This is a genomic window from Neptunicoccus cionae (assembly GCF_002860325.1).
Taxonomy (GTDB): domain Bacteria; phylum Pseudomonadota; class Alphaproteobacteria; order Rhodobacterales; family Rhodobacteraceae; genus Amylibacter; species Amylibacter lutimaris.
The window spans coordinates 1-26846 of the sequence record NZ_PKOJ01000003.1 but is presented as its reverse complement, the minus strand read 5'-3'; the positions used below and the strand labels follow the sequence as shown (position 1 = coordinate 26846).

Sequence of the window (26846 nt, the reverse complement as noted above, 5' to 3'; positions counted from 1 at the left end):
GCTCATACCTCCTCTGCGTACCAGCAGGCCGCTTTTTGTCCGTTGGCGAAGGGTTTCTCCGGCGGTCTTTCCTCAAGGCATTTTTGCGTCACCATGTTGCAACGGGAGGCAAACAGGCAGCGGTTCTGGCCGAAATCCGACAGGCTCGGAACGATGCCTGGTACTTCTGTAAGGGCGTGACGTTCTTCGGAAATGGTGGACATGATGTGGGGCACACAGGAAATCAGACCGCGTGTATAAGGATGGCGCGGATGTTCGATTGTCTGTTCGACCGGACCTTCTTCGGCCTTGCGCCCTGCATACATCACGATCATGCGTTCCGCCATTTCGGCCACGGCCCCCATATCGTGGGTGATCATGATGATGGATGCGCCGGTCTGGCGCTTCATATCATTCAGCAGATCGAAGATTTGCGCTTGCACGGTTACATCCAGCGCTGTGGTCGGCTCGTCCGCGATCAGGATTTTCGGCTCGCAGGCCAGTGCGATGGCGATCATCACCCGCTGGCGCTGGCCGCCTGACATCTGGAAAGGGTAGTCCGAGACCCGCCCTTTGGCGTTTGGAATGCGGACTGCGTCAAGCAATTCGATCGCCTGATTCCACGCGGCTTTTCTGGACAATCCCTGATGGGCGCGGATCACTTCGGCGATTTGCTCACCTACGGTATAAACCGGATTGAGCGAGGTCATCGGCTCCTGAAAGATCATGGAGATGTCATTGCCCCGAATGTCCCGCAACCGTTTGGGGGATGCCGTGGTCAGTTCTTCCCCGTTAAACGTGATCGAACCGGATGCGATCCGCCCCACTTTTTCCGGCAGCAAGCCCATGATGCCAAGCGCGGTCATGGATTTGCCGCAGCCGCTCTCTCCGACAAAGCTGATGCTTTCACCAGCGCCGAGTTCGAACGACAGATTGTCGATCACAGGGGCAACGCCTGTGCGGGTGGTCAATTCAATGCGAAGGTTTTCGACTTTGAGTAGCGGTTCCATTAGCGCTGCCTTAGTTTTGGGTTCAGCGCATCGTTCAATCCGTCACCCACCAGCGAGATGCACAGTACGGTGATGAAAATAGCGAGGCCGGGAATTGTAACGGTGAAAGAGGCATCCAGAATGTATTGCCGGTTGGAGCCGATGACCTGACCCCATGACACGACATTGGGGTCGGTCAACCCCAGAAAGGACAGACCTGCCTCAAACAGGATCGCAGAGCCGACCATCAGGGCGGCCTGTACGATGATCGGGGGCAGGGCGTTGGGCAGGATGACACGGAACATCAGCTTGCCGTTCTTGGCACCCGAGGCGCGCGATGCGGTGACATATTCCAGTTCGCGGATGCGCAGGAACTCGGATCGGGTGATCCGCGCCACAGCGGTCCAGCTTACAACGCCAATAGCAAAGGTGATCATGGGCAGGGAGGCGCCAAAGAGTGCGACAATCACCATAGAGAACAGCAGGGTGGGCAGAACCTGAAAGAATTCGGTAATCCGCATTAACAGTTCTTCAACCCAGCCGCGGTAAAACCCTGCCAGCGCCCCGACGGTGACGCCGATAACCACAGATACAATTGCAGCGGCCAGACCGATGACAATGGACACCCGCGCGCCGTGGATCAGCGCGGCCAGCAGGTCGCGGCCCAGATAATCGGTTCCCAACAGGAAACCGTCGGCTCCGGGCGGTGAGAACGGGGCCCAGACCATATCGAAAGGATCGACTGGATAAACATAGGGGCCGATGATGGCGGCAAGAATAATCAGGATCAGGACGACCAGCGCTACCATGGCGGCGTGATTGCGGCGGAACATCTCCCATGCTTCGGCAAAGGGATGGCGGGCCTCTGGAATCTCTTCCTTTGGCATAAGGGGTGCATCGGTCATCGTTTGCCTCCTACACGGGGGTCTACAAGGCGCAGGGCCAGATCGGTGAGCAGGTTGCCTGCGATCACCACAAGGGCTGAGAAGAACAAAATGCCAAGGATGGTCGGCGTGTCCCGCGCGATAATGGATTGAAAGGCAAGGGTGCCAAGGCCCGGCCATGAGAACACGGCCTCTACCAGCACGGCGCCCGAAATAACGGCGGAGAACTGCAAACCGGCCAGTGTAATGACCGGTGAGAGCGAGTTTTTCAGCGCGTGTTTGTACACGACTTCCCGTTCGGTCAGGCCTTTGGCCTTTGCGGTGCGCACATAATCCGACCCCAGAACCTCCATCATGGTGGCACGGGCAAGCCGCGAATAGAGCGCAAGGAACAGGGAGCCAAGCGTAATCACCGGCAGGACGAGGTGCCTTGCAACATCAAGGGCATGGGTAAAAAAGCCGCCTTCGATTGTCACGTCGCGCATACCGGCAACAGGGAACCACTGAATTTTAAGAGAAAAGGCGATCAGCAAAAGGATGCCAGTCCAGAAAACCGGCGCGGAATAGCCGAACAGCGCCAGCATGGTGACGAAATGGCTGGCGATCCCGTTAGGACGCCGCGCCGAGATGACGCCAAGCACAACACCGATCCCGAGCGCGAGAATCTGTGCGGTAAACACCAACAGCAGTGTTGCGGGCAGCCGGTCCAGGATCAGGTCGGTAACAGGGGCGTTATAAAAGAACGAATAGCCCAGATTGAACTGCAACACATTGCCCATGTATCGGCCCAACTGGACCAGAAAGGGTTGATCAAGGCCGTAATCGGCGCGGATCTGTGCCAGCACCTCTTCATCGGCGCCGCCCATGGACTGGCTGATTGTGTCAGCTACATCACCGGGGGCGAGGTGCATCATTGAAAAGTTGAGAACCAGCACCGCTGCAAGCAGGATCACAGCATAAAGCGTGCGGATAAGGAATTTCTGGAGGAAAGCCACGAGCGTTCTTCTTCTGAATAGAGTGGGGGAAGCGGCAGGCCGGAAGGCCCGCCGCACTGGATGACTAGTCTTTGAGGTAAGTCATATCGATCGGGGTAGAAGTGCCCCAGATTCCCAAAGGCGGATTGCCCACCTTGTCACTATATACCGTGTGATACGGCAGCGCATTGATGTGATAGACTGGCAGTTCATCTGCGATAATGGTCTGGAATTCGTCATAAAGCGCCTTGCGCTTGTCGGAATCCGTTTCCACCGCAGCCATTTCCAGCAGTTCGTCCACACGTTCGTTGGAATAGCCTTGCGTGTTGGACCATACACCCTTGCCGATGTTGGAGGAAATATAAGTCCGTTGAACACCAATCACCGGATCGCCCCAGTTGAACACGGAATCCCAAGACATATCGAAGTCCATTTCGCCCATGCGCTTTGCCCATGTCGGGAAATCCGCACTGGCGCGTACTTCTACGTCGATACCAACCTTCTTCAACGCAGCCTTAACATACTCCGTCTGCGGTTTCACATCAGCCCAGCCGAAATCAATTGTCAGGCTGAAGCGGCTGTCGCCTTCCATCGGGTAACCGGCCTCGTCCAGAAGGGCGTTGGCTTTATCGAGATCAACCTCGTACGCTTCAACATCTGCCTTATAAAACGGGCTGTCGGGGTGAATGCCGGTTCTGGATTCAACAGCTGTGCCTTGCATCAACGCTTTCAGGATGAAGTTCTTGTCCACCGCATAAGCGATCGCCTTACGCACGCGCACGTCTTTCAGGGGGCCGCGTTGCGTATTCATCGCCAGCCAGTCGAGCGGACCAACCGCACCGTAACCTTCAGGCGTCACAGTCAGATTTTCCACCTTTTTCAAACGGTTCACGATACGTGGCAACAGTTCGAAAGCACCCATATGCACTTCGCCGTTTTCATAGGCAATGGCGCGGGCTGCGGGATCGGGAATGATCCGCATAACAATCTTGTCCAGATAGGGGCGGCCTTCGATGAAGAAGTCGTCGAAGCGTTCCAGAATGACGTGTTGACCGTTCACAAATTCTGCCAGCTTGAAGGGGCCGGAGCCAACCACATTCTCATTGTTGCGCGGGTGGGTTTTTACCTCGTCAACCGGAACATCACCGTAAATGTGTTGCGGAATGATCGACATCAACTGACCGGACATTGCCAGCATTAGGGCGGGGTGAGGTTGGGACAGGTTTAGGACAGCTGTGTAGTCATCCGGCGTATCAACTGATGTAACCGGTGCGAACATGGCTTTAAACGGGTGGTTTGCCTTGATCACCTCTACCGAAAAAGCCACATCCTTTGAGGTTAGTGGAGTTCCGTCGTGGAACTTGGCATTTTTTACCAGATTGAGCGTTACCTTCAGGCCGTCCTCGGAAACTTCCCAGCTCTCGGCGAGATAGGGTTGAGGCGTCCAGTCTTCGTCGTACCGCAAGGGAGAGGCGAAGAGCTGGGCACCGGGAAAACCGGTTACGATGCCTGATTGTACAGCAGAGTTCAGGTTGCGGACGTTTGTGCCGAGAACGGTGACCAGAGTGCCACCTTGTTTGGGTTCTTCTGCGAGCGCGGTGCTGGCCATCATTGATGCAAGCGCAGTAGCTGTCATCAAGCCTTTGAATAAATTTCTCAAGGGATAGTACCTCCGGTTGGTTGATTCTTAATTATTATGTCCGAAGCCTAACGCAGCCCGATTCACCTCAAAACCATTATATTAGAGGGTCTTTCCGCTATTTTTCTGAGGAATGGATTTTACTTGTTTGTTTACAGAGTGTTACAAATCGTGCCTGAATGCTGGGCAGTCTGTGTATGCTGTCAGGTGACGACAATTTCATCAAAAACCCCTTTTCCACGGAGTGTCGTGCAGTGTTTGATAAAGGCTGTCACGATCTGTGGGCGGCGGGTAAGTTCACTTGTTATGATGCCGAAAACGGGAACGTCTACTGCATCACGGATAGGGAGAACCGTAAAAGGTTGGCTGTTTTTACCGTGGCCCGGAGGAAGGATGTTCAGGATAGAAAACCCGAAGCCGCCTGCCACAAGGGCGCGCACGATTTCGGAAGATCGGGTGGAATGAACAATGTTCGGAGTCAGGCCCCGCTTGGTAAACATGTTTCCAAAATAGGCGCGTGTGCCCGGCAAATCCAGAAGCACCATCGGCAGGGTACACAGCTCCTCATAGCTGACGTCCTGCTGTGCGGCTAATGGATGGTCAGGCGGTATCAATGCATAGGGTGGGGCGTTGAAGAGTGGCACAAAACCCTGACCTTCCAAAACGGTCTGGTCATAGGAAAAGACCAGATCCACATCTCCTTCGCTCAGGAATTTTGCGGCCGCATCCATGCTGCCTTCCAAAAGGATGATGGAAACGCCAGGATGGTCTTCTGAAAAGCTTTTCAAAATGAGCGGCAGGAATGATGGTGCCGCCGTGGCATAACAGCCGATCCGCACAGAGCCTGTGGTCTGTCCGTCAACAGACTGGACTTCGGCCTCGAAATGGCGACTTTGTTCAAGGAAACGGCGGATCGCTTGCAAAACTTCGCCGCCAAGAGCTGTTGGCTTCACACCTTTCGCGGGCGTTCGCACAAAAATGTCATAGCCAACTTCCCGTTCCATCGCATCAATTGCAGCCGAAATGGAGGATTGTGAGATAGAGAGATCTTCGGCTGCCATAGCAATGGAACCATGGCGTCCGGCGGCATCTACATAGCGGAGTTGTTTTAGCGTGTAATTCTGCATGTCTGTCGCGGCTCCCGGCTCCGACTCTTTACGCCATAGAAGCGGCTCCTCCGAAAAAACTCAACCCTGTCAGATGTTTAATTGCATATCAGGCGCATTTATGGCGCGCTTGGGTGCTGTTGTTTGGTATCTTTAGGTAGATGCTGTGCGATAAAAAACACGCATAGGGTGCGGTGGGGCGATTAACTGCCTATTTCTTGCACTGGCCTGAACCTTTTATGGGCATGCCGCGTTAAGGAGCTATATCCACTCGAAAGGGAGATCGTGATGACTATGCAAAAACTTAAAAGCACCACAGCTGTGGTCCTGAGCTTCGCCTTGGCGGCCCCACATGTCGTGTTTGCTCAAACACTGGACACTGCAAACAATGTGTCGGTGGTTTCCGATCTGAAGATCGCGCAGGCCAATACAACGGATGACAACGGCCGCGAAGCTAAAAAGAAAAAGAAAAACAAAAACAAGGCTGAATCAGAGGCCGAGGTGGAGGCTGAGGTCGATCCGGAAACCGGACTGGTGGTTGAGGTCGAGACCGAAACTGATGCGCAGGCCGCAGCAGATGAGGCTGTAAAAAAGAACAAAAAGAAAATGAAGAAAGCGGCTAAAGCAGAAGCTGAGGCTCAGGCCGAGTCAAATGCTGTGACCGCTGAACAGCTTGAAGCCGAACTGGAAAAGAACGGTAAGAAGAAAAAGAATAATCAAGCCGCTGAAGTGGAAGCAACCACACAGGCGGACGGCTCTGTCGTGACTGACGATATGACCAAAAAGGAAAAGAAACAGGCAAAACGCGAGGCAAAACGCGAGGAGCGCCGTGAAGAACGTCGTGCCGAGCGCCGGGAAGAACGCCGCGAAGCCCGCCAGATGGAAGCTGTGCAGGAAGATACAGAAGCCAGCACAGAGGCGGCCAACCGCACTCCGGAAGTCGCTGCCACACAGGACGGCCAAGCGGATGCCAAAGTTAAAAAGCGTAGCGAGAAAATTACCAAAAAGAACCGTCGTGCCAGCAATCAGGAACGCGCCGAAGCAGCGGTCGTTGCCAATGACGACGACGGTCTCAACAATCTTGAAAAATTCCTCATCGGTGCTGCCGGTGTTGGTATTCTTGCTGCGGTCCTGAACAACAACGACAAAGTTGTTGAAACCGAAGGCGACCGTGTCGTTGTGCAGCGTGGTGACGGCGACTACTACGTCCTGAAAGACGACAACGCCCTGCTGCGTCAACCGGGTTCAACAGTAGAAACCGAAACGTTTTCTGACGGTTCGTCCCGCCAGACCATCGTGATGCCCGACGGCACACAGGTTGTTACTGTACGTGCGCCAAATGGTCAGGTGCTGAGCCGGACGCAATATCTGACAAACGGCGAAACAGTGCGTCTGTTTGATGATACTGCCAACGAAACTCCGGTACGGATTTCGGAACTGCCGCAAGTGGAAGAATTCTCGTATGCTTCTACCGGGATGAGCGAGGCCGACCTGCGGGCAGCCCTTGCTGCCAACAGCAGTCAGGAACTGGATCGTACCTTTAGCCTGCAACAGATTCGTCAGATCCGTGCGGTGCGCGAACTGATGCCTGTGATCGAGCTGAGCGCGATTACCTTTAACACAGGTTCCGCCATCATCGAAGCGGATCAGGCCCGTGCGCTGGCCACTGTCGGGACGGCCATTGCGGAACGCATTGCGGAAAACCCGTCCGAAGTCTTCCTGATTGAAGGTCACACCGATGCCGTTGGTTCTGCCACATCGAACCTTGCCCTGTCAGACCGCCGTGCGGAATCCGTTGCGCTGGCCTTGACCGAGTATTTCGATGTACCGGCGCAGAACCTTGTGGTTCAGGGGTATGGCGAAAGCAATCTGCGTATCCCGACCGAAGCCGCGGAAGAAGCCAACCGCCGTGCCGCTGTACGCCGGATTACACCACTGTTGAAATCCTCAACATCCGGTTAAGCCGACTCACTGGTAAACCGATAAAACCGAAGGTGCCGGTCTGGAAACAGGCCGGCATTTTTCATGGATAGCCGCATAACCGTTTCGGACTATCAAAAAATCCCGAATGAACCTTCATGCATTCGCAAGCTTCCCTTCACCCTGCAAAACCGCGATTTTAAGGGCAATTCTGTACTGGAGCCTTTGATGACTAAGACAAGCTATTTCGCCCCGACAGGCGGGCACCCCGACCAGACGCAACTTCTTTCGGATCGCGCTGTCTTTACCGATGCCTATGCGGTGATTCCGAAGGGCACCATGCGCGATATCGTGACGAGCTTTCTGCCGTTTTGGGACAAGACGCGGCTTTGGGTGATTTCGCGGCCGCTGAGCGGATTTGCCGAAACCTTTTCCCAGTACATCATGGAAGTGCAGCCCGGTGGCGGGTCAGACCGGCCGGAAACCGATGCGGGGGCACAGGGTGTATTGTTCGTGGTTGAGGGAAGTTTCGAACTGACTTTCAAGGGAGAGACCCACAAGCTGGAAGAGGGCGGCTATGCCTATCTGCCTGCCGGAATGGAATGGACCCTGCGCAATACCTCCGATCAGGTCACGCGGTTCCATTGGGTGCGCAAGGCCTATGATGCGGTTGAAGGGTTGGACCTGCCTGATCCGGTCATCGCCAATGAAAATGACATCGCGCCAAGCGTAATGCCCGACACCAATGGCGTCTGGGCCACCACCCGATTTGTGGACCCGAACGACCTGCGCCACGATATGCACGTCACCATCGTGACCCTGCAACCGGGCGGGGTGATCCCGTTTTGCGAAACCCATGTAATGGAACACGGGCTTTATGTGCTGGAAGGCAAGGCGGTTTACCGGCTCAATCAGGACTGGGTAGAGGTCGAGGCCGGTGACTATATGTGGTTACGCGCCTTCTGCCCGCAGGCCTGTTATGCTGGTGGTCCGGGGCCGTTCCGGTATCTGCTTTATAAGGATGTGAACCGTCACATGAATTTGAAGCTGTCTAAAAACTAATCCGTGCGGGGCTGGTTTGATCCGGCCCCCATCGCATTCGAGACGCGGGCGGCAGCGTCTATAACTGCTTCGGCTAAGGCGGGAATTTGTGTCTGGTCGATCCGGCTGGTGGGGCCGGAGACGGAGATTCCGGCAATGACCTCGCCCAAGGCGTTCCGGATCGGAGCCGCGATACAGCGCATACCCACATTGCGTTCCTGATCATCCACCGAATATCCCCTGCTGCGCACCTGTTCCAGATCAGCTTCCAGTGCCGGCTGAGTATGAAGCGTCTGATCTGTAAACCGCTCCAGCCCCGATCTTGCAAAACGGTTCAACCGCGCAGAGTCAAAATACGCCAAAAGCACCTTGCCGATGCCCGAAGCGTGCAGGGGCGACAGGGTGCCGGGGGGGAAGAAGGCACGGATCGGTGCGTGGGTTTCTACCTGACCCAGAAACAGCACATGTCCATCCTTTTCCACCCCGAGGTTTGCAGTCTCTCCGGTGGTTTCCATCAGTTCGCGCAGGATCGGGCGGCTGGTTTCCACAAGGCTGGTGCGGCGCAGGAAAGCGGAACCGATCAGAAAAGCCCCCGCACCGATATGCCAGGTCTGTGTACTCTCTTTGGTTTCCACGATCTGATGCAGGGCAAGGGTGGTTAAAACGCGGTAAAGCGTTGCCGGAGATTCCCCGAGCCGCTGGGAAAGCTCGCTCAGGGATGCGCCGTCATTGCTTGCGACTTCTTCCAGTACAACCATTGCGCGGTCCAGTGACTTGATGGTGTTCTGTTCGGTTTTCGAGTGAAAGGCGCGGGGGCGGCCCCTTGGTTTACGCTCTGCCGGATTGCCATTGTCTTGGAAAGCCATCAAATCTTCCTCGTCAAAGTGAAATATAATTTCACAATATGAAAAATGTAAAACGCTGGCAAACAATAGTTTTTTCTGATTTTTGAGTTTATGAAAAACGTTTTCAAAAAAATTGTCAAAAATTGGGGGAAGGAATAGCCTTTGTGAAACAGTCTGATGGAGGACATTATGAGTTTTCAGAATCCCGTCTTTATTCCCGGCCCGACCAACATGCCCGAGGCGATCCGTCAGGCATGCTATATGCCCACAATCGACCACCGCTCCCCCCTGTTCGGTGACATTCTGCATCCCTGTCTGGAAGGCGTGCGGCGGGTTCTGAAATCCGACACTGCGCGTGTCTTTATCTTCCCGTCCACGGGGACAGGGGGCTGGGAAACCGCCCTGAGCAATTGTCTGTGCGCGGGGGACAAGGTTCTGGCAGCCCGCAACGGCATGTTCTCCCATCGCTGGATTGATATGTGCCAGCGTCACGGGCTGGACGTGCAGGTAGTAGAAACCCCTTGGGGGGAGGGGCTGCCTGCGGACAGATACGAAGAAATCCTGCGTGCAGATACGTCCCACAGTATCAAGGTTGTTCTGGCGACCCATAATGAGACCGCGACCGGGGTGAAATCCGACATCGCTGCGGTGCGGCGGGCTTTGGATGCGGCGGGGCATCCGGCGATGCTCTTCGTGGACGGGGTTAGTGCCATCGGTTCGATGGATTTCCGTATGGACGATTGGGGTGTGGATGTTGCAGTGACCGGATCGCAAAAAGGCTTTATGCTGCCCGCTGGTCTGGCCATTGTCGGCGTTAGTGAAAAGGCTTTTGCGGCCACGAAAACCGCCACCCTGCCACGCACCTTTTTTGATTTGGGGGATATGCAGAAGGGCTATGACAACTACGCCTTTCCCTACACGCCGCCAGTGGGTCTGATGAACGGGTTGAAGCTGTCCCTTGAAATGCTTGAGTCCGAGGGGCTGGACAAGGTTTTTGCACGTCACACACGTATTGCGACAGGGGTGCGCAAAGCTGTCGCGGCTTGGGGGCTCGACCTTTGCGCCGCGTCGCCCGAGGTTTATTCCGACAGTGTTTCCGCCATTCGCACGCCGGAAGGGTTCAATGCGACAGAAATCGTGAATCTCGCCGCGCAGGACTATGGCATGGCCTTTGGTGTCGGACTGGGCGAGGTTGCGGGCAAGGTGTTCCGCATCGGCCATCTGGGTATGCTGACCGATGCGATGATGTTGTCGGGTCTGGGCGTTGCCGAAATGGTGATGGTCGATCTAGGGCTGGACATCAAGCTTGGCTCCGGTGTGGCGGCGGCACAGGAATATTACCGCCACGGGGGGCAGGCCACCCGTCAGGCGGCAGCGTGAACAAGGAAGTGCGACGAATGAATATACCCGATTTTAACGATGTGCTGGCCGCCCATGAGCGGATGAAACCCTACGTCCACCGCACGCCGGTACTGACCTCTTCCTTTGTGAACGCTCTTGCAGGGTGCGAGATCTTCTTCAAATGCGAAAACTTCCAGAAGGCAGGGGCATTCAAGGTGCGCGGAGCGTCAAATGCGGTGTTCGGTCTGTCCGATGCCGAGGCAAAGAACGGTGTCTGCACCCATAGTTCGGGCAACCACGCGCTCTCCCTGTCCTATGCGGCGGGGCGGCGTGGGATACCCTGCAACGTGGTGATGCCGCGCACGGCACCGCAGGCCAAGAAGGACGCGGTGCGGGGCTATGGCGGGACGATAGCCGAATGCGAACCTTCGACATCGTCCCGCGAGGCGGTTTTCGCGCAGGTTCAGGAGGAAACCGGCGGGAATTTTGTCCATCCTTACAATGATCCGCGCGTGATTGCAGGGCAGGGCACCTGTTCGCTGGAGTTGCTGGAGCAGATGGAGGATTTCGGCGGTGGTCTTGATATGGTGGTGGCCCCGATTGGTGGCGGCGGGATGATTTCGGGCACCTGCCTGACCCTGTCCCGTCTGGCCCCTGACGTGCAGGTCATCGCCGCAGAACCGGAGCAGGCGGATGACGCCTATCGCAGTTTCAAGGCAGGCCATATCATCGCAGATGATGCGCCGGAAACGGTGGCAGACGGGCTGAAAGTGCCGCTGAAGGAACTGACGTGGCATTTTGTGAAAAACCATGTCTCTGACATCCTGACCGCCAGCGACCCCGAGATCGTCGAAGCGATGAAGTTGATCTGGCAGCGTATGAAAGTCGTGATGGAACCCAGCAGCGCCGTGCCGCTGGCCGCCATCCTAAAGAACAAGGACATCTTCGCAGGCAAACGCGTAGGTGTCATCATTACCGGCGGTAACGTCGATCTGGCTAAGCTGCCGTGGCTGTAAAAGGAAGTGAACCGATGAAAGATACAAACTTTGACCAACTGGAAGTCGGCTTTGACGTGCCCGCAGTTCCCGGTATGGATGCGGCCGATATTCAGACGCCTTGTCTGGTGCTCGATCTGGATGCGCTGGAACGCAACATCAAGAAGATGGGCGATTACGCAAAGGCGCACGGCATGCGGCACCGCGCCCACGGCAAAATGCACAAATCCGTGGACGTGCTGAAGCTGCAACAGGACCTTGGCGCAGCGGTTGGGGTGTGCTGTCAGAAAGTCTCGGAGGCTGAGGTGTTCGCCCGTGGCGGCATCAAGGATGTGATGGTTTCCAATCAGGTGACAGACCCGGCCAAGATCGACCGGCTGGCAAGGATGCCAAAGCTCGGCTGTCGCGTGCTGGTTTGCGTTGATGACCCCGACAACGTCAAGGCGCTGTCCGAAGCGGCGGTGAAACACGGTACACAGATCGAAGCGCTGGTAGAGATCGACTGCGGCGCGGGGCGGTGCGGGGTCGGCACAACACAGGATGTGGTGAATATCGCCAAGCTGATCGACAGCGCCGAAGGGCTGAAATTCGCCGGTATTCAGGCCTATCAGGGTGCGATGCAGCACATGGACCTTTATGCGGATCGCAAGGAAAAGCTGGATGTGGCCATTGCGCAGGTGGCCGATGCGGTGCAGGGGCTGAAAAGCAACGGGCTGGAATGTGACATCGTTGGTGGCGGCGGCACGGGGTCCTATTATTTTGAGAGCGGATCGGGTGTTTATAACGAACTTCAATGTGGGTCTTACGCCTTTATGGATGCGGATTATGGCCGGATTCTGGATAAGGACGGCAAGCGGATTGATCAGGGCGAATGGGAAAATGCGCTGTTTATCCTGACCACGGTGATGAGCCACGCAAAGGCGGATCAGGCCATTGTGGATGCGGGACTAAAGGCGCAGTCAGTGGATTCCGGTCTGCCCTTTGTTTTTGGCCGCGATGATGTGGAATACCTGAAATGTTCCGATGAACACGGTGTTGTTGCGGACCCGAACGGCGCATTGAAGGTTAATGACAAGCTGCGTCTTGTGCCCGGCCACTGCGACCCGACCTGTAACGTGCATGACTGGTACGTGGGCGTGCGCGGCGACAAGGTGGAAACCGTCTGGCCGGTTTCAGCCCGCGGTAAAGCCTACTAAGCCGCCTGAGCATACCAAACTACGGGGCCGGTTCGCTGGCCCCGATGTGTTCCAATTCAAAGGTATTCCCGATGTTGATCGTTCCTGAAAAAGAAATTGCCGCCCTGATGACCCGCGATGCGGCGTTTGATGCTGTTAAAGGCGTGTTTGCTTCCATGTCTGCCCGCACTGCCTCTAACTTTCCGGTGATCCGCGAGGCGATCGGCCATGCAGATGCGCTTTACGGGTTCAAATCCGGTTTTGATAAGGCGGCACTTAATCTGGGGCTGAAATCTGGCGGCTACTGGCCGGGGAATGCTGAAAAGGGTCTCACCAACCACCAGTCCACCATATTCCTGTTTGATGCGGACACGGGCCAGTGCCGCGCTGTGGTGGGGGGCAATTTGCTGACAGCCCTGCGTACGGCAGCGGCGGCGGCGGTGTCGGTGGACTGTCTTGCGCGGCAGGATTGCGACGTTCTGGGGATTGTGGGTGCAGGGCATCAGGCGGCCTTTCAGCTGCGCGCAGTGGCAGAGCAGCGGGAGTTTAAACGGGTGGTTGCCTGGAACCGCTCCCCCGAAAAGCTCGACAGTTTGCGCAAGGTTGCCGAAGAACTGGGACTTGGTTTTAAGGCGGTGAGCCTTGAGGAACTTGGCGCGCAAAGCGATGTGATCGTAACAATTACATCCAGCTTCGACGCGATCCTACAGGACGGGCAAATCCGTGCGGGCACCCATCTGGCCTGTATGGGCACAGATACCAAAGGCAAACAGGAAATCGCTGCTGAACTGGCAGTAAATGCCCGTCTGTTCACCGATGAAATCGCCCAGTCCATAACCATAGGCGAGTTCCAGCATCCGGTGGCTGCGGGTCTGATCCAGCAAAAGCAGATCATCGAATTGGGAGCGGTCATCAACGGCGCAGAAGAGGGGCGCAGTTCTGACAAAGAGATCACGATTTTTGATGGCACGGGCGTTGGCTTGCAGGACCTCGCCGTGGCGTCGGCGGTCGTAGATCTGGCGGTCGCGCAAGGTATCGCACAAGACGTGGATTTTTAATGCAGGCCCTTGGCAAGCTTGATAGGCTGGGCGGGCAGGTCTGAAGTTGCCCTAACGGCAACCGGTTTCGGTCTGGCCCCGATCAAAGTTGTAAGCCCAAGAAAAGCCGCGTTTTTTCCGCGTGCCCAGTCATAAGAAAAGTGAAGATGAAAAAGGTCCGTGTTGCAATTCATGGGTTCGGGAGGATCGGGCGTTCGATCCTGCGTGCCCTGTCTACCAGCCGTCAGGACAGCCCGCTAGAGGTGGTGCTGATAAACGATCTCGCTCCGCTGGAAACCTGTGCCTATTTGTTTGAATACGACAGTGTTTTTGGTCCGTTCCGCGGGCAGGTGGAAACCCGCAGCGGGGCGCTGGTTGTGAATGGTGCTGCCATTCCGTTTCACCAGATTGATCCTGCTGCACCGCTGCCCGATCTGACAGGTGTGGATATCCTGCTTGAATGTTCGGGCCGTGCCACCAGCCGCGCCGTGGCCGAAGCGGGGCTTCAGGCCGGCGCGGGCGCTGTGCTGATTTCCGGCCCCTCTGACGCCGCAGATGTGACCTTGGTGCTCGGGGCAAATGATGCAGCTTACACCGGACAGAAAATTGTCTCTAATGCGTCATGCACCACCAATGCGCTCGGGCCTCTACTGCGTCTGCTTGAGGACCGTTTTGGCGTGTCGGGCGGCCACATGAACACGATCCACTGCTACACCAGCAGCCAACCCACCATTGACACCGCAGGCAAGGATCTCGCCCGCAGCCGTGCGGCGGCGCTGTCTATGGTGCCCACAACCTCTAGCGCGACAAAACTGATTGATCGCGTCGTCCCCGATCTGGCCGGACGCATCACAGGCAGCGCGGTGCGCGTTCCGGTGGCCAGCGTCTCTGCTGTGGATCTGGTCGTGAAGCTGAAACGGCAGGGTGCGGATTTCAAAGACGCGCTGAAAGCGGCAGTCGATGCCTCTCCGGTGCTTGGCTGGACGGATAAGCCGCTGGTCTCCACCGATCTGCGCAGCCGGCCGGAGTCCCTTGTGCTGGCAGGACCGGAACTGATCACAGGCCCCGAGTTTACCCGCATTTTCGGCTGGTATGACAATGAATGGGGCTTTTCCAACAGAATGATCGACGTGGCCCAGAGGATGGGCGCGGCGCAACAATAACCCAGAGGAGACAAGACATGGTTGACGAGACCAAAAAGGCCGTAGAACGGCAGGCGGCGCTGGATTATCACGAATTTCCCAAACCCGGAAAACTGGAAATCCGTGCGACCAAGCCGATGGCCACAGGCCGTGATCTCAGCCGTGCCTATTCTCCGGGTGTGGCCGATGCCTGTCTTGAGATTGAAAAGAATCCAGCAGATGCCGTGCGTTATACCGCCAAGGGCAATCTGGTCGCGGTGATCTCTAACGGGACTGCGGTTTTGGGACTGGGCGACATCGGGGCGCAAGCCTCCAAGCCGGTGATGGAAGGCAAGGCCGTCCTGTTCAAAAAGTTCGCCGGTGTGGATTGCTTTGACATCGAGGTTAACGAGACCGACCCCGAAAAGCTGGCCGATCTGGTGTGCAAGCTGGAACCGACCTTCGGCGCGATCAACCTTGAAGACATTAAAGCGCCCGATTGTTTTGTGGTGGAACGGATCTGCCGCGAACGTATGGGCATTCCGGTGTTCCACGATGATCAGCACGGCACCGCCATCGTTGCCGCTGCTGCTGCCACTAACGCATTGCGGGTGGCGGGTAAAAAATTCGAGGATATCAAAATCGTCGCTCTGGGCGCAGGCGCAGCGGGGATTGCCTGCCTGAAGATGATGATGGTGATGGGGGCAAAGAAAGAGAACATCACCATGCTCGACAGCAAGGGGGTGGTGCACACGTCGCGCAACAACCTGACGGAAGAGAAGCTGGAATTCGCGCGGGATACCGAAATGCGCACCACGATGGATGCGATGGAAGGGGCCGACCTGTTCCTTGGCGTTTCGGGGCCGGGGTTGCTGACTCCGGATATGGTGAAAAAGATGGCGGATCATCCGATCATCTTTGCGCTGGCCAATCCGACACCGGAAATCATGCCCGAGGTTGCCCGCGAAGCCTCGCCCGATGCACTGATTGCGACAGGGCGCTCGGATTATCCCAATCAGGTAAATAACGTGCTGTGCTTCCCCTTCATCTTTCGCGGCGCGCTTGATGTAGGGGCAACCCAGATTAACGATGCGATGAAAGTGGCCTGCGTAGAAGCGATTGCAGGTCTGGCACGGGAAACCGCAAGTGCAGAGCTTGGCGCGGCCTATCAGGGGGAGCGCCTGTCTTTCGGGCCGGAGTATCTGATCCCCAAACCCTTTGACCCGCGCCTGTTGCCGACCATCGCCGTGGCCGTAGCAAAGGCGGCAATGGAAAGCGGTGTGGCCACGCGGCAGGTGGATCTTAAGGACTACCGCGCAAGGTTACAGTCGCAGGTTTACCGTTCTTCCATGATCATGCGACCCGTGTTCGAAGCTGCCCGCCTTGAAAAACGCCGCATCGTCTTTGCCGAAGGCGAAGAACCCCGCGTGCTGCGGGCAGTGCAGGCCATGTCCGAAGAAATGCACGTCAATGCCGTGATTGTCGGCCGCCCCGACGTGGTGGAACGGCGGATTGAACGGGAAGGGTTGTCGATTGTCCCGGGACGGGATTTTGAGGTGGTAAACCCCGAAAACGACAGCCGCTATCGCGATTACTGGGGCAGCTATCACAAGCTGATGGCACGCAGGGGCGCGACGCCGGATCTGGCCAAAGCCATCATGCGCACCAACAGCACCGCAATCGCCGCGACAATGGTACATCGGGGAGAGGCGGACAGCATGATCTGCGGTGTCTTCGGGCAGTATCACTGGCACTTGAACTACATTCGCCAGATTCTCGAGACACCGGACCTGCATCCTGCGGGGGCACTGTCGCTGGTTATTCTGGAAAAAGGGCCGCTGTTTGTGGCTGACACCCATGTGCATATCGAACCCACAGCACAGCAACTGGCAGGAACTATGATCGCTGCCGCCCGCCATGTGCGCCGCTTCGGGGTGACACCGAAAGTGGCGCTCTGTTCCAGCTCGCAATTCGGCAATCTGGACAGCACTTCGGGCCGGCTGTCCCGCGATGCGCTGGCAATCCTAGATTCCGTTGAAACCGACTTCGAATACGAAGGCGAGATGCATACGGATGCGGCCCTAGATCCTGACCTGCGCGAACATTTGATGCCCAACAATCGTTTGACAGGGAAGGCCAATGTTCTGGTCTATACCAACTCGGACGCATCGGGCGCGGCCCGCAACCTGCTGAAATCCGTGGCTGACGGGTTGGAAGTCGGCCCGATCCTGATGGGCATGGGCAACCGCGCCCATATCGTGACATCCGGCGTGACCGTGCGTGGCCTTCTTAACATCGCGGCTTTGGCCGGAACGCCGGTTTCCAGCTACGGCTGACCGCGGTCGTTCCATTTTCTGAAAATATCCCCGCGCGGAGCGCAGGAATTTTGCCTCCGGCGGGGATATTTGAAGAAAATGGATAAGGGGGGCAGAATTGAAAAAGGGCGCCGTAAGCGGGCGCCCTTTTGTGTGTTGGAGCTTCGGGTTTACCCGCTCAGCTTGCCGGTGCCACGGCCTGACATGCCGCCGGACACTTCCTCGGTGGATTCGCTGGAAAGTTCCTCGGGCAGCACAAGGTTGAGGACAATCGCAATCACGGCTGCGGGCAGCAGGCCCGATGTCATCAGGATGCGCAGGGTGTCTGGCAGGTACTGCACTGCTTTGGGGTCCAGTTGCAGGCCAAGTCCCACCGACAAGGCAATTGCAAAAATCACCATGTTGCGGCGGTTCCAGTTCACATCCGACAGCATCGAAATACCGGCTGCAACCACCATGCCGAACATGACGATCACACCACCGCCAAGCACCTCGATCGGGATGGTGCGGATCAGCGCGCCGACTTTGGGCACAAGGCCGCAGATGATCAGGAAGACCGCACCGATCGTCACCACATGGCGGCTCATCACGCCGGTCATGGCGATCAGGCCCACATTCTGGCTGAATGATGTGTTTGGAAAGCCGCCAAAAATACCTGCAACCGCAGAGCCGATCCCGTCTGCATAGGTTGCGCCGGTGATCTCGGCGTCTGTTGCTTCGCGGCCTGCGCCCCCACGGGTGATACCGGACACGTCACCCACGGTTTCGACCGCTGAAACAAAGGCCATCAGGCAGAAGCCGATGATCGCGGCAAAGCCGAATTCCAGCCCGTATTTGAACGGCACCGGCATTGCCACAGGTGCGGCGCGGGACCAGCTTGTGGCGATACCTTCAAACGTTACCAGTCCGAAGAGCATGGAGTAAAAGTAGCCAACGATGATGCCAATCACCACGGCGGACACGGCCATCATGCCACGGGCGAAAAACTTCAACCCCAGTGTCACAAGGATCACAACACCGGCAACCGACCAGTTCAGCAGGCTGCCGTATTCCGGTTTGTCGATCGCAGGCACACCGCCAGCCGCGTATTGGATGCCGACCTTGACCAGTGCAAGGCCGATCATGGTGACGATCAAGCCGGTAACAAGCGGGGGCAGGGCAAAACGGATCTTGCCAATGAATGTGCCGATAATCGCATGAAACAAGCCGCCGACCAGCACACCGCCGAACAGGGCGGGCATGGCTTCTACGCCTTTACCGGCCACCAGCGGAATCATGATCGGGATAAAGGCAAAGCTGGTGCCCTGCACGATGGGCAAGCGCGCCCCGACCGGCCCCATTCCGATGGTCTGGAACAGGGTTGCGATGCCGGCAAACAGCATGGACATCTGGATCAGATAGGTCATATCCGGAAAGCCTTGCGCGCCCGCATCGGACCCGAAACCGAAACCGGCGGCCCCTGCAATAATGATTGCAGGCGTTACGTTCGAAACGAACATCGCCAGTACATGCTGGATGCCAAGCGGAACCGCTTTAAGCAGTGGCGGCGTGTAATTGGGATCGCGGAGTTGTTCCGCAGTCCCGAGTGAAGTGTCTGACATTTAGTGTCTCCCTATAAGACGTTTCCCTATTGCCCGCTCTTGTTGGCGGTTCGATTAATTGCTGTCAGTGATTTGCCAAGGCTGGTCAAACCAGTGTTCCTGAAGATTGGCACCGTCGCCGATGCGGTCCACCACGGCGAAAAGCCCCGGATCATGCAGCGGGGTCAGCACGCCGTGCCAGACGTTGCGATGAAAATTGATGCCCTGACCGGGGGTGGTGACAAAGGCCAGCGGCTTTGCCGGTGCGCCGTTGTCATCTGCGGCCACGACCACCAGAAACGGGTTCCGGTGCATGGGCAGGAAGGCCTGGCTGCCATCGGGGTGGCGCTCCATCATGTTAAGCGTCAGGGGCAGGCTACGTTTTTGCGCGTTGAACAGGCTGATTCCTGCACGACCGTCGTTGAAATCCAGCTTTGCGCGATCATGATAACGTCCGCACAGCCCCTCGTTGATCATCTTGTCCGCCGGTCCGTCAACATCCAGAACCTCTCCGAAAGGGGTAAAAGCTGCGCGGGTCAGGGGGCTTGTCTGGATCGTGCGGGGCATAATGGGCCTCCCGAGTCTGTTCGGCTTTATTGGATATGAAGAAACTGTCTAACGAATTTCAACGTATTCTTGGTATAGGGCACAAAGACCGCCGCGTTTTTCAAGAAAAAACGAAAGCACTGTAAAATTTTACAGGATCTTGGGGGGTATTGGCTAAGATATTGACAGAATATGAATAATCCTACGCCACTGTTTTCCCTTTGTGACAAGGCGTTGCGCAGGCTGTGTCGCGGTTTTGAGACAGAACCTCCCCCAATTTTCCCGGTTGGCCCCTTGAGTCTAAAAGATTTTTCTGATGTCTCTTGGCGCTCATTCTACCTCAGGTTTTCAAAATTGTATTTACCCCTTTGAAGGCCTGACCAATACCAAGTGGAGGCAAAGTAAATGGCGAACGTAACGATCTATTCCTCCGCAAACCATTGGTCCTACAGCGATCTGTACTCCACGAATTTTAATGACGCCCGCGTCAACAGCTATTCGGGCAGCTACATTTCAGCTTCGGCCGGAGGATTTAGCATCAGTGCTACCGGATCATTCTATTATGACAGCTACGGGCTGTCTGGCGGCACATTCAACTCTCTGAGCATGAGCTATGGTAGCAGCCAGATTGTAACGGCCAGCGGCTTTTCCCTTAACGTGTCCGACCTTGCTTATGGCAGCCCTTCCAGCATAGAGCAGCGGCTTCTTTCCGGCTCCGACACAATTGTTTCAGCTTGGGCTCAAGGCGATTCCTATCGCACATTCGGGGGCGACGACCGGATCGAGCTTGGGACCGGAAACGATACTGTGGACGGTGGGACAGGTACGGATACTTTTGTGGTGTCCGTCCATTCCTCGACTGCTTCTATATCAACCACAAGCTCCGGTTTCCGTATCGACAGTTCTTATGGCAGGGACAGCCTGAAGAATGTAGAGATCGTTGCGTTTACGGATGCAACCGTTTCGCTTCTAAAAGGCGGTTCATCAAACGAGACCCTGACAGGGGACCGTGTCGCAGTTGCCCTGCCGGATTATATTTCCGGTGGCGCCGGAGACGATACTATTGATGGCGGACGCGGCGAGGATTTTCTGTTCGGGGATGCCGGCGCAGACGTGCTAATCGGCAAGGAATCCGGCGATAGTCTTTATGGCAATGCAGGTTCGGACAGGCTGCTGGGCGGAGCAGGAAGTGACCTTCTGAACGGAGCCAACGGGGCGGATACATTGCTTGGCGGGAATAAAGCGGACAAGATTTATGGTGGTCGCGGAAAGGATGCCTTGTCGGGCGGTAAAGGCGCTGATGTCATGGTTGCCGGTAATGGCAAGGACACACTGAAAGGCGGGGCCGGAGACGATCTGATGACCGGTGGCAAGGGGGCGGACACATTTGTGTTCCAGAACAAGTTTGGCGACGATGTGATCACCGATTTTGGTGCGCGCAATAGCAACGAAAAAATCGATCTAAGCAGCGTTACCCAGATTAAACACTGGAACGACCTTGCGAATAACCACATGGAACAAGCAGCAAACGGAACCGATGTTGTTATTTCGCAGGGCGGTAACTCCATCACGCTGGTTGGCGTGGATCTGGCCGATCTGGGGGCAAACGACTTTTTGTTCTGAACTTCAGAAAAAGCACTATGTGACCACCGGCTCGCACAAAGCCTGCCGGTGGTTGCAAAGGGGTAAAGGATAATCTTTCAGCTTTGTTCGGTTCCGCGGATCGCGCTTTCGATGCGTTCGATCATGAACTCCATGAACAGCCGCGCTTTGGGGTCTTGATGGCGGCGATGGGTATAAAGACAGGCCATCTGAACGGGCAGGGGCGGGGTCTCTTTCACCACGGGAACCAGGGCACCACTGTGGAGATGTTCAGCGATTTCAAACACAGGTTTCAAGGCGATGCCCGCACCCGCCAGCGCCCAATCCGTCAGCACATCCCCGTCGTCACATTCAATCCGGCCCCGCACGTTGAACTTTTGCGGGCCTTTTGGGGTTTCCAGCTCCCACTGGAATTCCGTGGCGCCCGGGTAGCGCAAGTTGAGACAATTATGCTGGCCGCGTTCAATCTCGGCGCCCGTCTTGGGATGGCCATGGGTTTCGATATAGGCGGGACTGGCGCAAAGCACCCGCTGGCAGTCGGCAATCTTGCGGATACGCAGGTTGGAATCCGCCGGACGCCCCAGAAAGAACGAGATATCCAATCCTTCGGCGGTCAGGTCGATGTTCCGGTCGCTTAGACGCAAGCGCACATCTACCAGCGGATATTGCGCGGTAAACGCCGGAGTATGAGGCGCAATCAAACGCCGCCCCACCCCGAGCGGCGCCGCGATATACAGCGTGCCGCGGGGGTTGTCCGTCACATCCCCGATGCTCGCCTCGGCAGATTCCACTGCCTCCAGCACCCCGCAGGCGCCTTCATAAAACAATTGTCCCTGTTCGGTCGGGGTCAGGCTGCGGGTGGTCCGCTGGAACAGGCGCACGTCCAGATGGGCCTCAAGCTGGGAAATCCGTGCCGAGGCCACCGCAGGGGATATGCGCTGGTCCCGCGCAGCCGCAGACATGCTGCCCAGTTCATACACCCGTATAAAGGTTCTGATATTGTCGAAATAAGACATTGTAAGTTTTTTTTTGACACTGTTTGCTGAATGACAGGCGTAGCGCGAAAATCAGGCGGACGATAGGGTGAATCCCGGACAAAGGAGAACAGATTAATGTATGATATCGCAATCTTGTGGGATTGGTTTGCTTTTGCGGTCCGCTGGCTGCACGTCATCACGGCTATCGCATGGATCGGGTCTTCCTTTTACTTTGTCGCACTGGATCTGGGGCTGCGCAAGGCGCCTGACCTGCCGGTTGGCGCCCACGGCGAAGAATGGCAGGTGCACGGGGGCGGGTTCTATCACATCCGCAAGTTCCTTGTGGCACCAGAAAACATGCCCGACCATCTAATCTGGTTCAAATGGGAGAGTTACGCAACATGGTTGTCCGGTGCCGCACTTTTGATGATCGTCTATTGGGTCGGCGCAGAGCTGTTCCTGATTGATCCGGCCAAGGCGGATCTGGCAGTGTGGCAGGCCATTCTGATTTCCGGTGGTTCGCTTACAATTGGCTGGATTTGTTACGATTTCCTGTGCAAATCCAAGCTGGGCGAAACCCCGACCGTGCTTATGCTGCTGCTGTTCGTAATCCTTGTGGCGATGTCATGGGGCTATAACCAGATCTTCACAGGGCGGGCCGCGCTGTTGCATCTGGGGGCGTTCACCGCGACCATCATGACAGCCAATGTGTTTTTGATCATCATGCCGAACCAGCGCATCGTGGTGAAGGATTTGCAGGAAGGCCGCACCCCTGATCCGAAATACGGCAAGATTGCCAAGCTGCGCAGTACCCACAACAATTATCTGACGCTGCCGGTTCTGTTCCTGATGCTGTCCAACCACTATCCGCTGGCTTTTGCGACCGAATACAGCTGGATTATTGCCTCACTGATCTTTTTGACTGGTGTCACAATCCGTCATTACTTCAACACCATGCACGCCACCGGACGGGGACCGACCTGGACCTGGGCGGCGACGGTGATCCTGTTTGTGATTATTGCGTGGCTCTCCACGGCCTCAAGCTGGGACGGAGATTACGACACGGTAGAGAACCAGCCGCTAACAAAATACGAACAGCGCTATGCACAGGCCGAGGGGTTTGAGAAAGTCCACGAAATCGTCCTTGGCCGCTGTTCCATGTGCCATTCCCGCGAACCGGCATGGGAGGGTATGCATTGGGCGCCCAAAGGGGTGCATCTGGAAACAAAATCCGACGTCGCCCGTGCCGCCCGCCAGATCTATCTGCAGTCCGGCGTCTCTCACGCGATGCCCCCTGCTAACATAACCTATATGCCTGACGAAGACCGCGTGAAGATCGTAAAATGGTTCCGAGGAGCAAACGAAAATGCACTCGCACGCCTGATGGAGTGACGTGAGGACTATTGGAGCGCAAGCCGCTCTTGCGTCGCGCTGCGCGATTTGGGATGTAGGTTTGTAGCGGCTTTGCAATGCCGCAGCGGGTGCAAGGTCTACAGTCTTTGATAAAAAATCTGGTAATTCACATTGGCGATCCCAAAAACGGGTCGAGTTCCATTCAAAAAACACTGGCAGAGGCGCTTTGGCAGAGCGAGCACCGGACGGTGCGTCTGTCCCGAAACCGCAACGAGGTTGCGCTGGGCAAGGCAATGCGGAAAAATGCCGGTCCGGGCGAAAAGGCCAAGCGATTTCCCGAACTGGCAGAGTGGGCGCATGCTGAAGAGGCGGATTACGGCGTCATTTCCTCCGAATTCCTCACCCGTGCGAAACCCCGCGAATTCAAGGATGCTCTGGACCAGTATCTGCCTGAATTTGCGGACAGTTGCCGGATCGTGGCCTATGTACGGCCTCATGCGGACCGGTTTGTGTCCACCTATGCCCAGAGGGTTAAAATGGGTTTGTTCGTGCAGGACATGGCGCCTCTGTTTGATACTATGGGAGCAGACCGTTTCCTGACCTATCACAAGCGGTTTACCCGCTGGAGATCCGTGTTTGGAGAGCGGTTTGTCCTGCGGCCCTTTGTGCGCGAAGGGCTGCGCGATCAGGATGTGGTTTCGGATTTCCTTCACATCGTGCTGGAAGGGGAGCCGTTTACATTGCAACAGGCTGACAATGTGAACCAGTCGCTTGGTGTGCGCCAGATCGCCGGTATGCGCGTTTTTCAGAACACGTTGATCACGGAGGGCGTTCCCAAGGTTCTGCGAACAATAATCGGCGGTGCTGTCGGGTATAGCGTTGGCCATGTTCCCGGCGCCAAGGACGAAAAACTCGCTCTGGATCGATCTCTTATGGAACAGGTAGACCGTCGGTTCCGCGCGGATGCCCGCCAGACCGATGATACATTCTTTGACAGCCCGTGGCTTGAAAATGCATTGGATCGGTCACTGGAGAAAGCCAGACCGGAACCTCAATCGACCCAGCCGCTGGATCATCTTACGTCTGGGAAGATAAAAGAAATCGAGCAGGTCGCGAAGGACTGCGTGACCCGGGCCGAAGGGACTCCGAAAATCTGGCGTGCGGTGAATTCTGTCCTGCGCGGTTACGTGGACCCGCAAGAGGCGGAAAATTTGAATGCCAATCAACGGCACGCACGGGATAGGGCTGTGGTTCTATGTGAACAGGCTGCCCGCCTGATCGCCTGATCGAAAGCCAAGCGCCGTTCTTTCTGTAGGAACTTCGGAACCGATAGCGCCCGCAGCCGTTTCTTTTGTAGGGGCCTCGTAGCGGGGCTTTCACGCATGGGCGATTATGTCCATGATGAAACCCAGAACCGGAGTGCCGAAATGCCAGATCAAGCCGATCCAGAACCAGAGCTGTCCGCCAGCGATGGCCCTTCAGTGCACCAGCAGCAGACGATGTTCCGGGATGAGACCGCGTGGAAGGTGGCGCGGGCGCATAAATTTGCGCTGATCGTTGATGCTGCGGATTACTTCCGAGTATTGCGCAAGGTGTTCATTGGCGCGAAAAAAGAGCTTCTGCTTATAGGGTGGGACTTCGATTTTGAACTGGAAATGCTGCCCGGAGAGGCGGACGAAAACGGGTTGGCCCCGGATGGTCTGCCCAACCAGCTTGGCAGCTTTATAGAAGCAATCGTAGAGCGTTCACCGGAGCTTAATGTTTACATGCTGAAATGGAACGGCGCCGTACTGGCGGCACCGGGCCGGTTGGCGCCCTCTGTCGCGCTCAGCATGTTCGGGAGTGACCGTATCCATTTCGCATTGGACGGGCATCACCCGTTCGGCGCCTGCCATCACCAGAAGATTGTCGTTGCCGATGATGCGCTGGCCTTTTGCGGCGGGATTGATGCAACGGAAAAACGTTGGGACACGTCAGAGCACCTTCCTGACGACCCGCGCCGGATTTGCAAGGATGGTACACGCTCGGGCCCTTGGCATGACGCCACTTCGGCCATGTCAGGCCCTGCAGCCGCTGCTCTGGCGAAACTTTCCCGCAGACGCTGGCACAGAGCCAACGGAGAGACCCTGCAACCGCCCGAAGACACACCGCCGACTCCCTGGCCGGAAGGTTTGGACGTGGATGCAAGAGACATTGACGTGGCAATCTCTCGCACGGAGCCACCGTTTGACGGAAAACCGCTGATTAACGAAATAGAGCAGCTGTATCTCGACGGGATCAAGGCTGCACAGCAGATTATTTACATCGAATCCCAATACTTCGCTGCGGAGAGCATATGCGCAGCACTTGAAGAACGTTTGAGAGAGCAGAACGGCCCCGAGATTGTCGTAATCAATCCGGTGGAGGCAGAATCCCAGCTTGAAGACGATGCAATGCACGTAACCCGCCAGAGGATGATAGAGCGTTTGGAAGCAGCGGACCATCAGGACCGGTTCCGGATCTATTACCCCGTGACCAAAGCAGGGGAGCCGATATATGTTCATGCCAAGATAATGGTCGTGGACGATTTCCTGCTGAAGATCGGGTCGAGCAACATAAATGACCGCTCGATGGGGTTCGACACGGAATGCAACGTGGCCATTGCGGAGCCTGCAGATGTAATCGAAAGCTTTCGCGTCCGATTGATCTCTGAGCACCTCGACGTTTCCACGGAAACCTTCGAACAGACCTTCGCACAAGAAAAAGGCTTCATCGCGACCATCGGGCGTCTGAACCGTGCATCGGGGCGCGGGCTTCGTGACGTAGAACGTGACAGCGCGACGGTTATGGGAGAGCTCCTCGCCAATACGCGGCTGTTGGATCCGCGATATCATCCGGGCGAGGAAACCAATGCAGGCAGGGGCCTACGCCCCCGCCACATCGCATTTCTCGTCACAGGACTGGCGCTCGGCTGGCTGGCATGGCGGAAGTGGGGCAACTGAACCAGTGTTGAACGTTCTGGCCAAGCCGTTCTCCTTTTAAAGAAGGACTAAGAGCTTACAGGCAAGAAAGAGATGCGATGCGCAGATTATGCCGGCTAACGGATATGTGAGCTGAAGTCCCCCCAACGTTTACCTTGGAATGGCCAATCCCGCGCCCGTAAGGTCCTCTCGACATCTGTTACTCGCAGAGTGGTGATACCTGAGCTTCAAACCTGCGCGTTCAATCGGCAGTTCGGGCTGGCGGACACGTTGAAAGTTAAAAAGCCTATCGGGTGTGGAAGGCGAGCAAAAGGCATCAAGGGGATCTACAGGAGGAATAATCAATACAGCTTGAGTGCTTGTTTTTTTCCGCCGACTTGAGCTGCTCCCCATTTGTCGGACAGGATCTGGCGTAAATTAAGCTACTCTCTGCTCCTGCTGATCGGGTTGTGTTCTGTCATTTCTCA

General features: G+C 56.3%; 21 protein-coding genes. 12 read left to right on the top strand and 9 right to left on the bottom strand.

Features of this window, described 5'->3' with window-relative positions:
* Positions 1–2 precede the first annotated feature (2 nt).
* The 5 genes from C0U40_RS09075 to C0U40_RS09055 form a co-directional block, all read right to left on the bottom strand.
* Entirely contained in the window at positions 3–989 is a 987-nt protein-coding gene (locus C0U40_RS09075) for an ABC transporter ATP-binding protein (protein WP_101655466.1), read from the bottom strand.
* Positions 989–1873 carry an ABC transporter permease gene (locus tag C0U40_RS09070; RefSeq protein ID WP_101655465.1) on the bottom strand — a complete coding sequence of 295 codons (885 nt, stop codon included), beginning with the start codon at positions 1871–1873 and terminating at the stop codon, positions 989–991. Before C0U40_RS09070 ends, C0U40_RS09075 begins: the two co-directional genes overlap by 1 nt.
* Positions 1870–2847, bottom strand: a complete 978-nt coding sequence (locus tag C0U40_RS09065) for an ABC transporter permease (RefSeq protein WP_180957664.1) — start codon at positions 2845–2847, stop codon at positions 1870–1872. Before C0U40_RS09065 ends, C0U40_RS09070 begins: the two co-directional genes overlap by 4 nt.
* A 64-nt stretch (positions 2848–2911) precedes the next feature.
* The gene (locus C0U40_RS09060; protein ID WP_101655464.1) at positions 2912–4462 is read right to left on the bottom strand and encodes an ABC transporter substrate-binding protein; all 1551 of its coding nucleotides are present in this window, start codon (positions 4460–4462) and stop codon (positions 2912–2914) included.
* Between the two features lie 206 nt (positions 4463–4668).
* On the bottom strand, positions 4669–5592 hold the full coding sequence (locus C0U40_RS09055) for a LysR substrate-binding domain-containing protein (RefSeq protein ID WP_101655463.1): 924 nt from the start codon (positions 5590–5592) through the stop codon (positions 4669–4671).
* Positions 5593–5859: 267 nt separating this feature from the next.
* On the opposite strand from C0U40_RS09055, the gene C0U40_RS09050 reads away from it, so the two are divergent.
* Both C0U40_RS09050 and C0U40_RS09045 read left to right on the top strand, forming a co-directional pair.
* Positions 5860–7533: an OmpA family protein gene (locus tag C0U40_RS09050; protein WP_101655462.1), complete on the top strand. Its 1674-nt coding sequence runs from the start codon at positions 5860–5862 to the stop codon at positions 7531–7533.
* Between the two features lie 186 nt (positions 7534–7719).
* Entirely contained in the window at positions 7720–8553 is an 834-nt protein-coding gene (locus C0U40_RS09045) for a bifunctional allantoicase/(S)-ureidoglycine aminohydrolase (protein ID WP_101655761.1), read from the top strand.
* On the opposite strand, the gene bhcR is transcribed toward C0U40_RS09045, so the two are convergent.
* Positions 8550–9398, bottom strand: a complete 849-nt coding sequence (gene bhcR, locus C0U40_RS09040; RefSeq protein ID WP_101655760.1) for an HTH-type transcriptional regulator BhcR — start codon at positions 9396–9398, stop codon at positions 8550–8552. The two genes, C0U40_RS09045 and bhcR, sit on opposite strands and share 4 nt — an antisense overlap.
* A gap of 168 nt (positions 9399–9566) precedes the next feature.
* Between bhcR and bhcA the strand changes: the two genes are divergently transcribed.
* The 6 genes from bhcA to C0U40_RS09010 all read left to right on the top strand — a co-directional run bounded on the left by bhcA (position 9567) and on the right by C0U40_RS09010 (position 17382).
* On the top strand, positions 9567–10757 hold the full coding sequence (gene bhcA / locus C0U40_RS09035; protein WP_101655759.1) for an L-aspartate--glyoxylate aminotransferase BhcA: 1191 nt from the start codon (positions 9567–9569) through the stop codon (positions 10755–10757).
* Between the two features lie 17 nt (positions 10758–10774).
* On the top strand, positions 10775–11734 hold the full coding sequence (gene bhcB / locus C0U40_RS09030) for a beta-hydroxyaspartate dehydratase BhcB (RefSeq protein WP_101655461.1): 960 nt from the start codon (positions 10775–10777) through the stop codon (positions 11732–11734).
* A 14-nt stretch (positions 11735–11748) separates the two neighbouring features.
* Positions 11749–12909, top strand: coding sequence for a 3-hydroxy-D-aspartate aldolase BhcC (bhcC, locus tag C0U40_RS09025; RefSeq protein WP_101655460.1), 1161 nt, complete (start codon positions 11749–11751; stop codon positions 12907–12909).
* Between the two features lie 71 nt (positions 12910–12980).
* On the top strand, positions 12981–13946 hold the full coding sequence (gene bhcD / locus C0U40_RS09020; protein WP_101655459.1) for an iminosuccinate reductase BhcD: 966 nt from the start codon (positions 12981–12983) through the stop codon (positions 13944–13946).
* A 146-nt stretch (positions 13947–14092) separates the two neighbouring features.
* The gene (locus tag C0U40_RS09015; protein WP_101655458.1) at positions 14093–15088 is read left to right on the top strand and encodes a type I glyceraldehyde-3-phosphate dehydrogenase; all 996 of its coding nucleotides are present in this window, start codon (positions 14093–14095) and stop codon (positions 15086–15088) included.
* 17 nt (positions 15089–15105) lie between these two features.
* Positions 15106–17382, top strand: coding sequence for an NADP-dependent malic enzyme (locus C0U40_RS09010; protein ID WP_101655457.1), 2277 nt, complete (start codon positions 15106–15108; stop codon positions 17380–17382).
* Between the two features lie 149 nt (positions 17383–17531).
* Here the strand turns inward: C0U40_RS09010 and C0U40_RS09005 are convergent, their stop codons facing one another.
* Positions 17532–18962 carry a uracil-xanthine permease family protein gene (locus C0U40_RS09005; RefSeq protein ID WP_101655456.1) on the bottom strand — a complete coding sequence of 477 codons (1431 nt, stop codon included), beginning with the start codon at positions 18960–18962 and terminating at the stop codon, positions 17532–17534.
* Positions 18963–19016: 54 nt separating this feature from the next.
* On the bottom strand, positions 19017–19508 hold the full coding sequence (locus C0U40_RS09000; RefSeq protein WP_101655455.1) for an ureidoglycolate lyase: 492 nt from the start codon (positions 19506–19508) through the stop codon (positions 19017–19019).
* 384 nt (positions 19509–19892) lie between these two features.
* Here C0U40_RS09000 and C0U40_RS08995 point away from each other — a divergent pair, with 384 nt between their 5' ends.
* On the top strand, positions 19893–21110 hold the full coding sequence (locus C0U40_RS08995) for a calcium-binding protein (protein WP_101655454.1): 1218 nt from the start codon (positions 19893–19895) through the stop codon (positions 21108–21110).
* Between the two features lie 77 nt (positions 21111–21187).
* On the opposite strand, the gene C0U40_RS08990 is transcribed toward C0U40_RS08995, so the two are convergent.
* Positions 21188–22105 (bottom strand): LysR family transcriptional regulator, encoded by a 918-nt coding sequence (locus tag C0U40_RS08990; protein WP_101655453.1) that lies wholly within the window; start codon positions 22103–22105, stop codon positions 21188–21190.
* 96 nt (positions 22106–22201) lie between these two features.
* Here C0U40_RS08990 and C0U40_RS08985 point away from each other — a divergent pair, with 96 nt between their 5' ends.
* The 3 genes from C0U40_RS08985 (at position 22202) to C0U40_RS08975 (ending at position 26400) form a co-directional block, all read left to right on the top strand.
* Positions 22202–23458: a urate hydroxylase PuuD gene (locus C0U40_RS08985; RefSeq protein WP_101655452.1), complete on the top strand. Its 1257-nt coding sequence runs from the start codon at positions 22202–22204 to the stop codon at positions 23456–23458.
* Positions 23459–23565: 107 nt separating this feature from the next.
* Complete coding sequence (locus tag C0U40_RS08980) at positions 23566–24705, top strand: hypothetical protein (RefSeq protein WP_145991917.1); 1140 nt, start codon at positions 23566–23568, stop codon at positions 24703–24705.
* A gap of 96 nt (positions 24706–24801) precedes the next feature.
* Complete coding sequence (locus C0U40_RS08975) at positions 24802–26400, top strand: phospholipase D-like domain-containing protein (protein ID WP_101655450.1); 1599 nt, start codon at positions 24802–24804, stop codon at positions 26398–26400.
* Positions 26401–26846: the final 446 nt, after the last annotated feature.

Bases quoted from the DNA above. Each gene is read 5' to 3' on its own strand.
- C0U40_RS08995 (WP_101655454.1), top strand. From the start codon at position 19,893: ATGGCGAACGTAACGATCTATTCCTCCGCAAACCATTGGTCCTACAGC.
- C0U40_RS09055 (WP_101655463.1), bottom strand. From the start codon at position 5,592: ATGCAGAATTACACGCTAAAACAACTCCGCTATGTAGATGCCGCCGGA.
- C0U40_RS09015 (WP_101655458.1), top strand. From the start codon at position 14,093: ATGAAAAAGGTCCGTGTTGCAATTCATGGGTTCGGGAGGATCGGGCGT.
- C0U40_RS09045 (WP_101655761.1), top strand. From the start codon at position 7,720: ATGACTAAGACAAGCTATTTCGCCCCGACAGGCGGGCACCCCGACCAG.
- C0U40_RS09060 (WP_101655464.1), bottom strand. From the start codon at position 4,462: ATGACAGCTACTGCGCTTGCATCAATGATGGCCAGCACCGCGCTCGCA.
- bhcC (WP_101655460.1), top strand. From the start codon at position 11,749: ATGAAAGATACAAACTTTGACCAACTGGAAGTCGGCTTTGACGTGCCC.
- C0U40_RS08990 (WP_101655453.1), bottom strand. From the start codon at position 22,105: ATGTCTTATTTCGACAATATCAGAACCTTTATACGGGTGTATGAACTG.
- bhcA (WP_101655759.1), top strand. From the start codon at position 9,567: ATGAGTTTTCAGAATCCCGTCTTTATTCCCGGCCCGACCAACATGCCC.
- C0U40_RS09070 (WP_101655465.1), bottom strand. From the start codon at position 1,873: ATGACCGATGCACCCCTTATGCCAAAGGAAGAGATTCCAGAGGCCCGC.
- C0U40_RS09075 (WP_101655466.1), bottom strand. From the start codon at position 989: ATGGAACCGCTACTCAAAGTCGAAAACCTTCGCATTGAATTGACCACC.
- C0U40_RS08975 (WP_101655450.1), top strand. From the start codon at position 24,802: ATGGGCGATTATGTCCATGATGAAACCCAGAACCGGAGTGCCGAAATG.
- C0U40_RS09050 (WP_101655462.1), top strand. From the start codon at position 5,860: ATGACTATGCAAAAACTTAAAAGCACCACAGCTGTGGTCCTGAGCTTC.
- C0U40_RS09000 (WP_101655455.1), bottom strand. From the start codon at position 19,508: ATGCCCCGCACGATCCAGACAAGCCCCCTGACCCGCGCAGCTTTTACC.
- bhcD (WP_101655459.1), top strand. From the start codon at position 12,981: ATGTTGATCGTTCCTGAAAAAGAAATTGCCGCCCTGATGACCCGCGAT.
- C0U40_RS08985 (WP_101655452.1), top strand. From the start codon at position 22,202: ATGTATGATATCGCAATCTTGTGGGATTGGTTTGCTTTTGCGGTCCGC.
- C0U40_RS09010 (WP_101655457.1), top strand. From the start codon at position 15,106: ATGGTTGACGAGACCAAAAAGGCCGTAGAACGGCAGGCGGCGCTGGAT.
- bhcB (WP_101655461.1), top strand. From the start codon at position 10,775: ATGAATATACCCGATTTTAACGATGTGCTGGCCGCCCATGAGCGGATG.
- bhcR (WP_101655760.1), bottom strand. From the start codon at position 9,398: ATGGCTTTCCAAGACAATGGCAATCCGGCAGAGCGTAAACCAAGGGGC.
- C0U40_RS09005 (WP_101655456.1), bottom strand. From the start codon at position 18,962: ATGTCAGACACTTCACTCGGGACTGCGGAACAACTCCGCGATCCCAAT.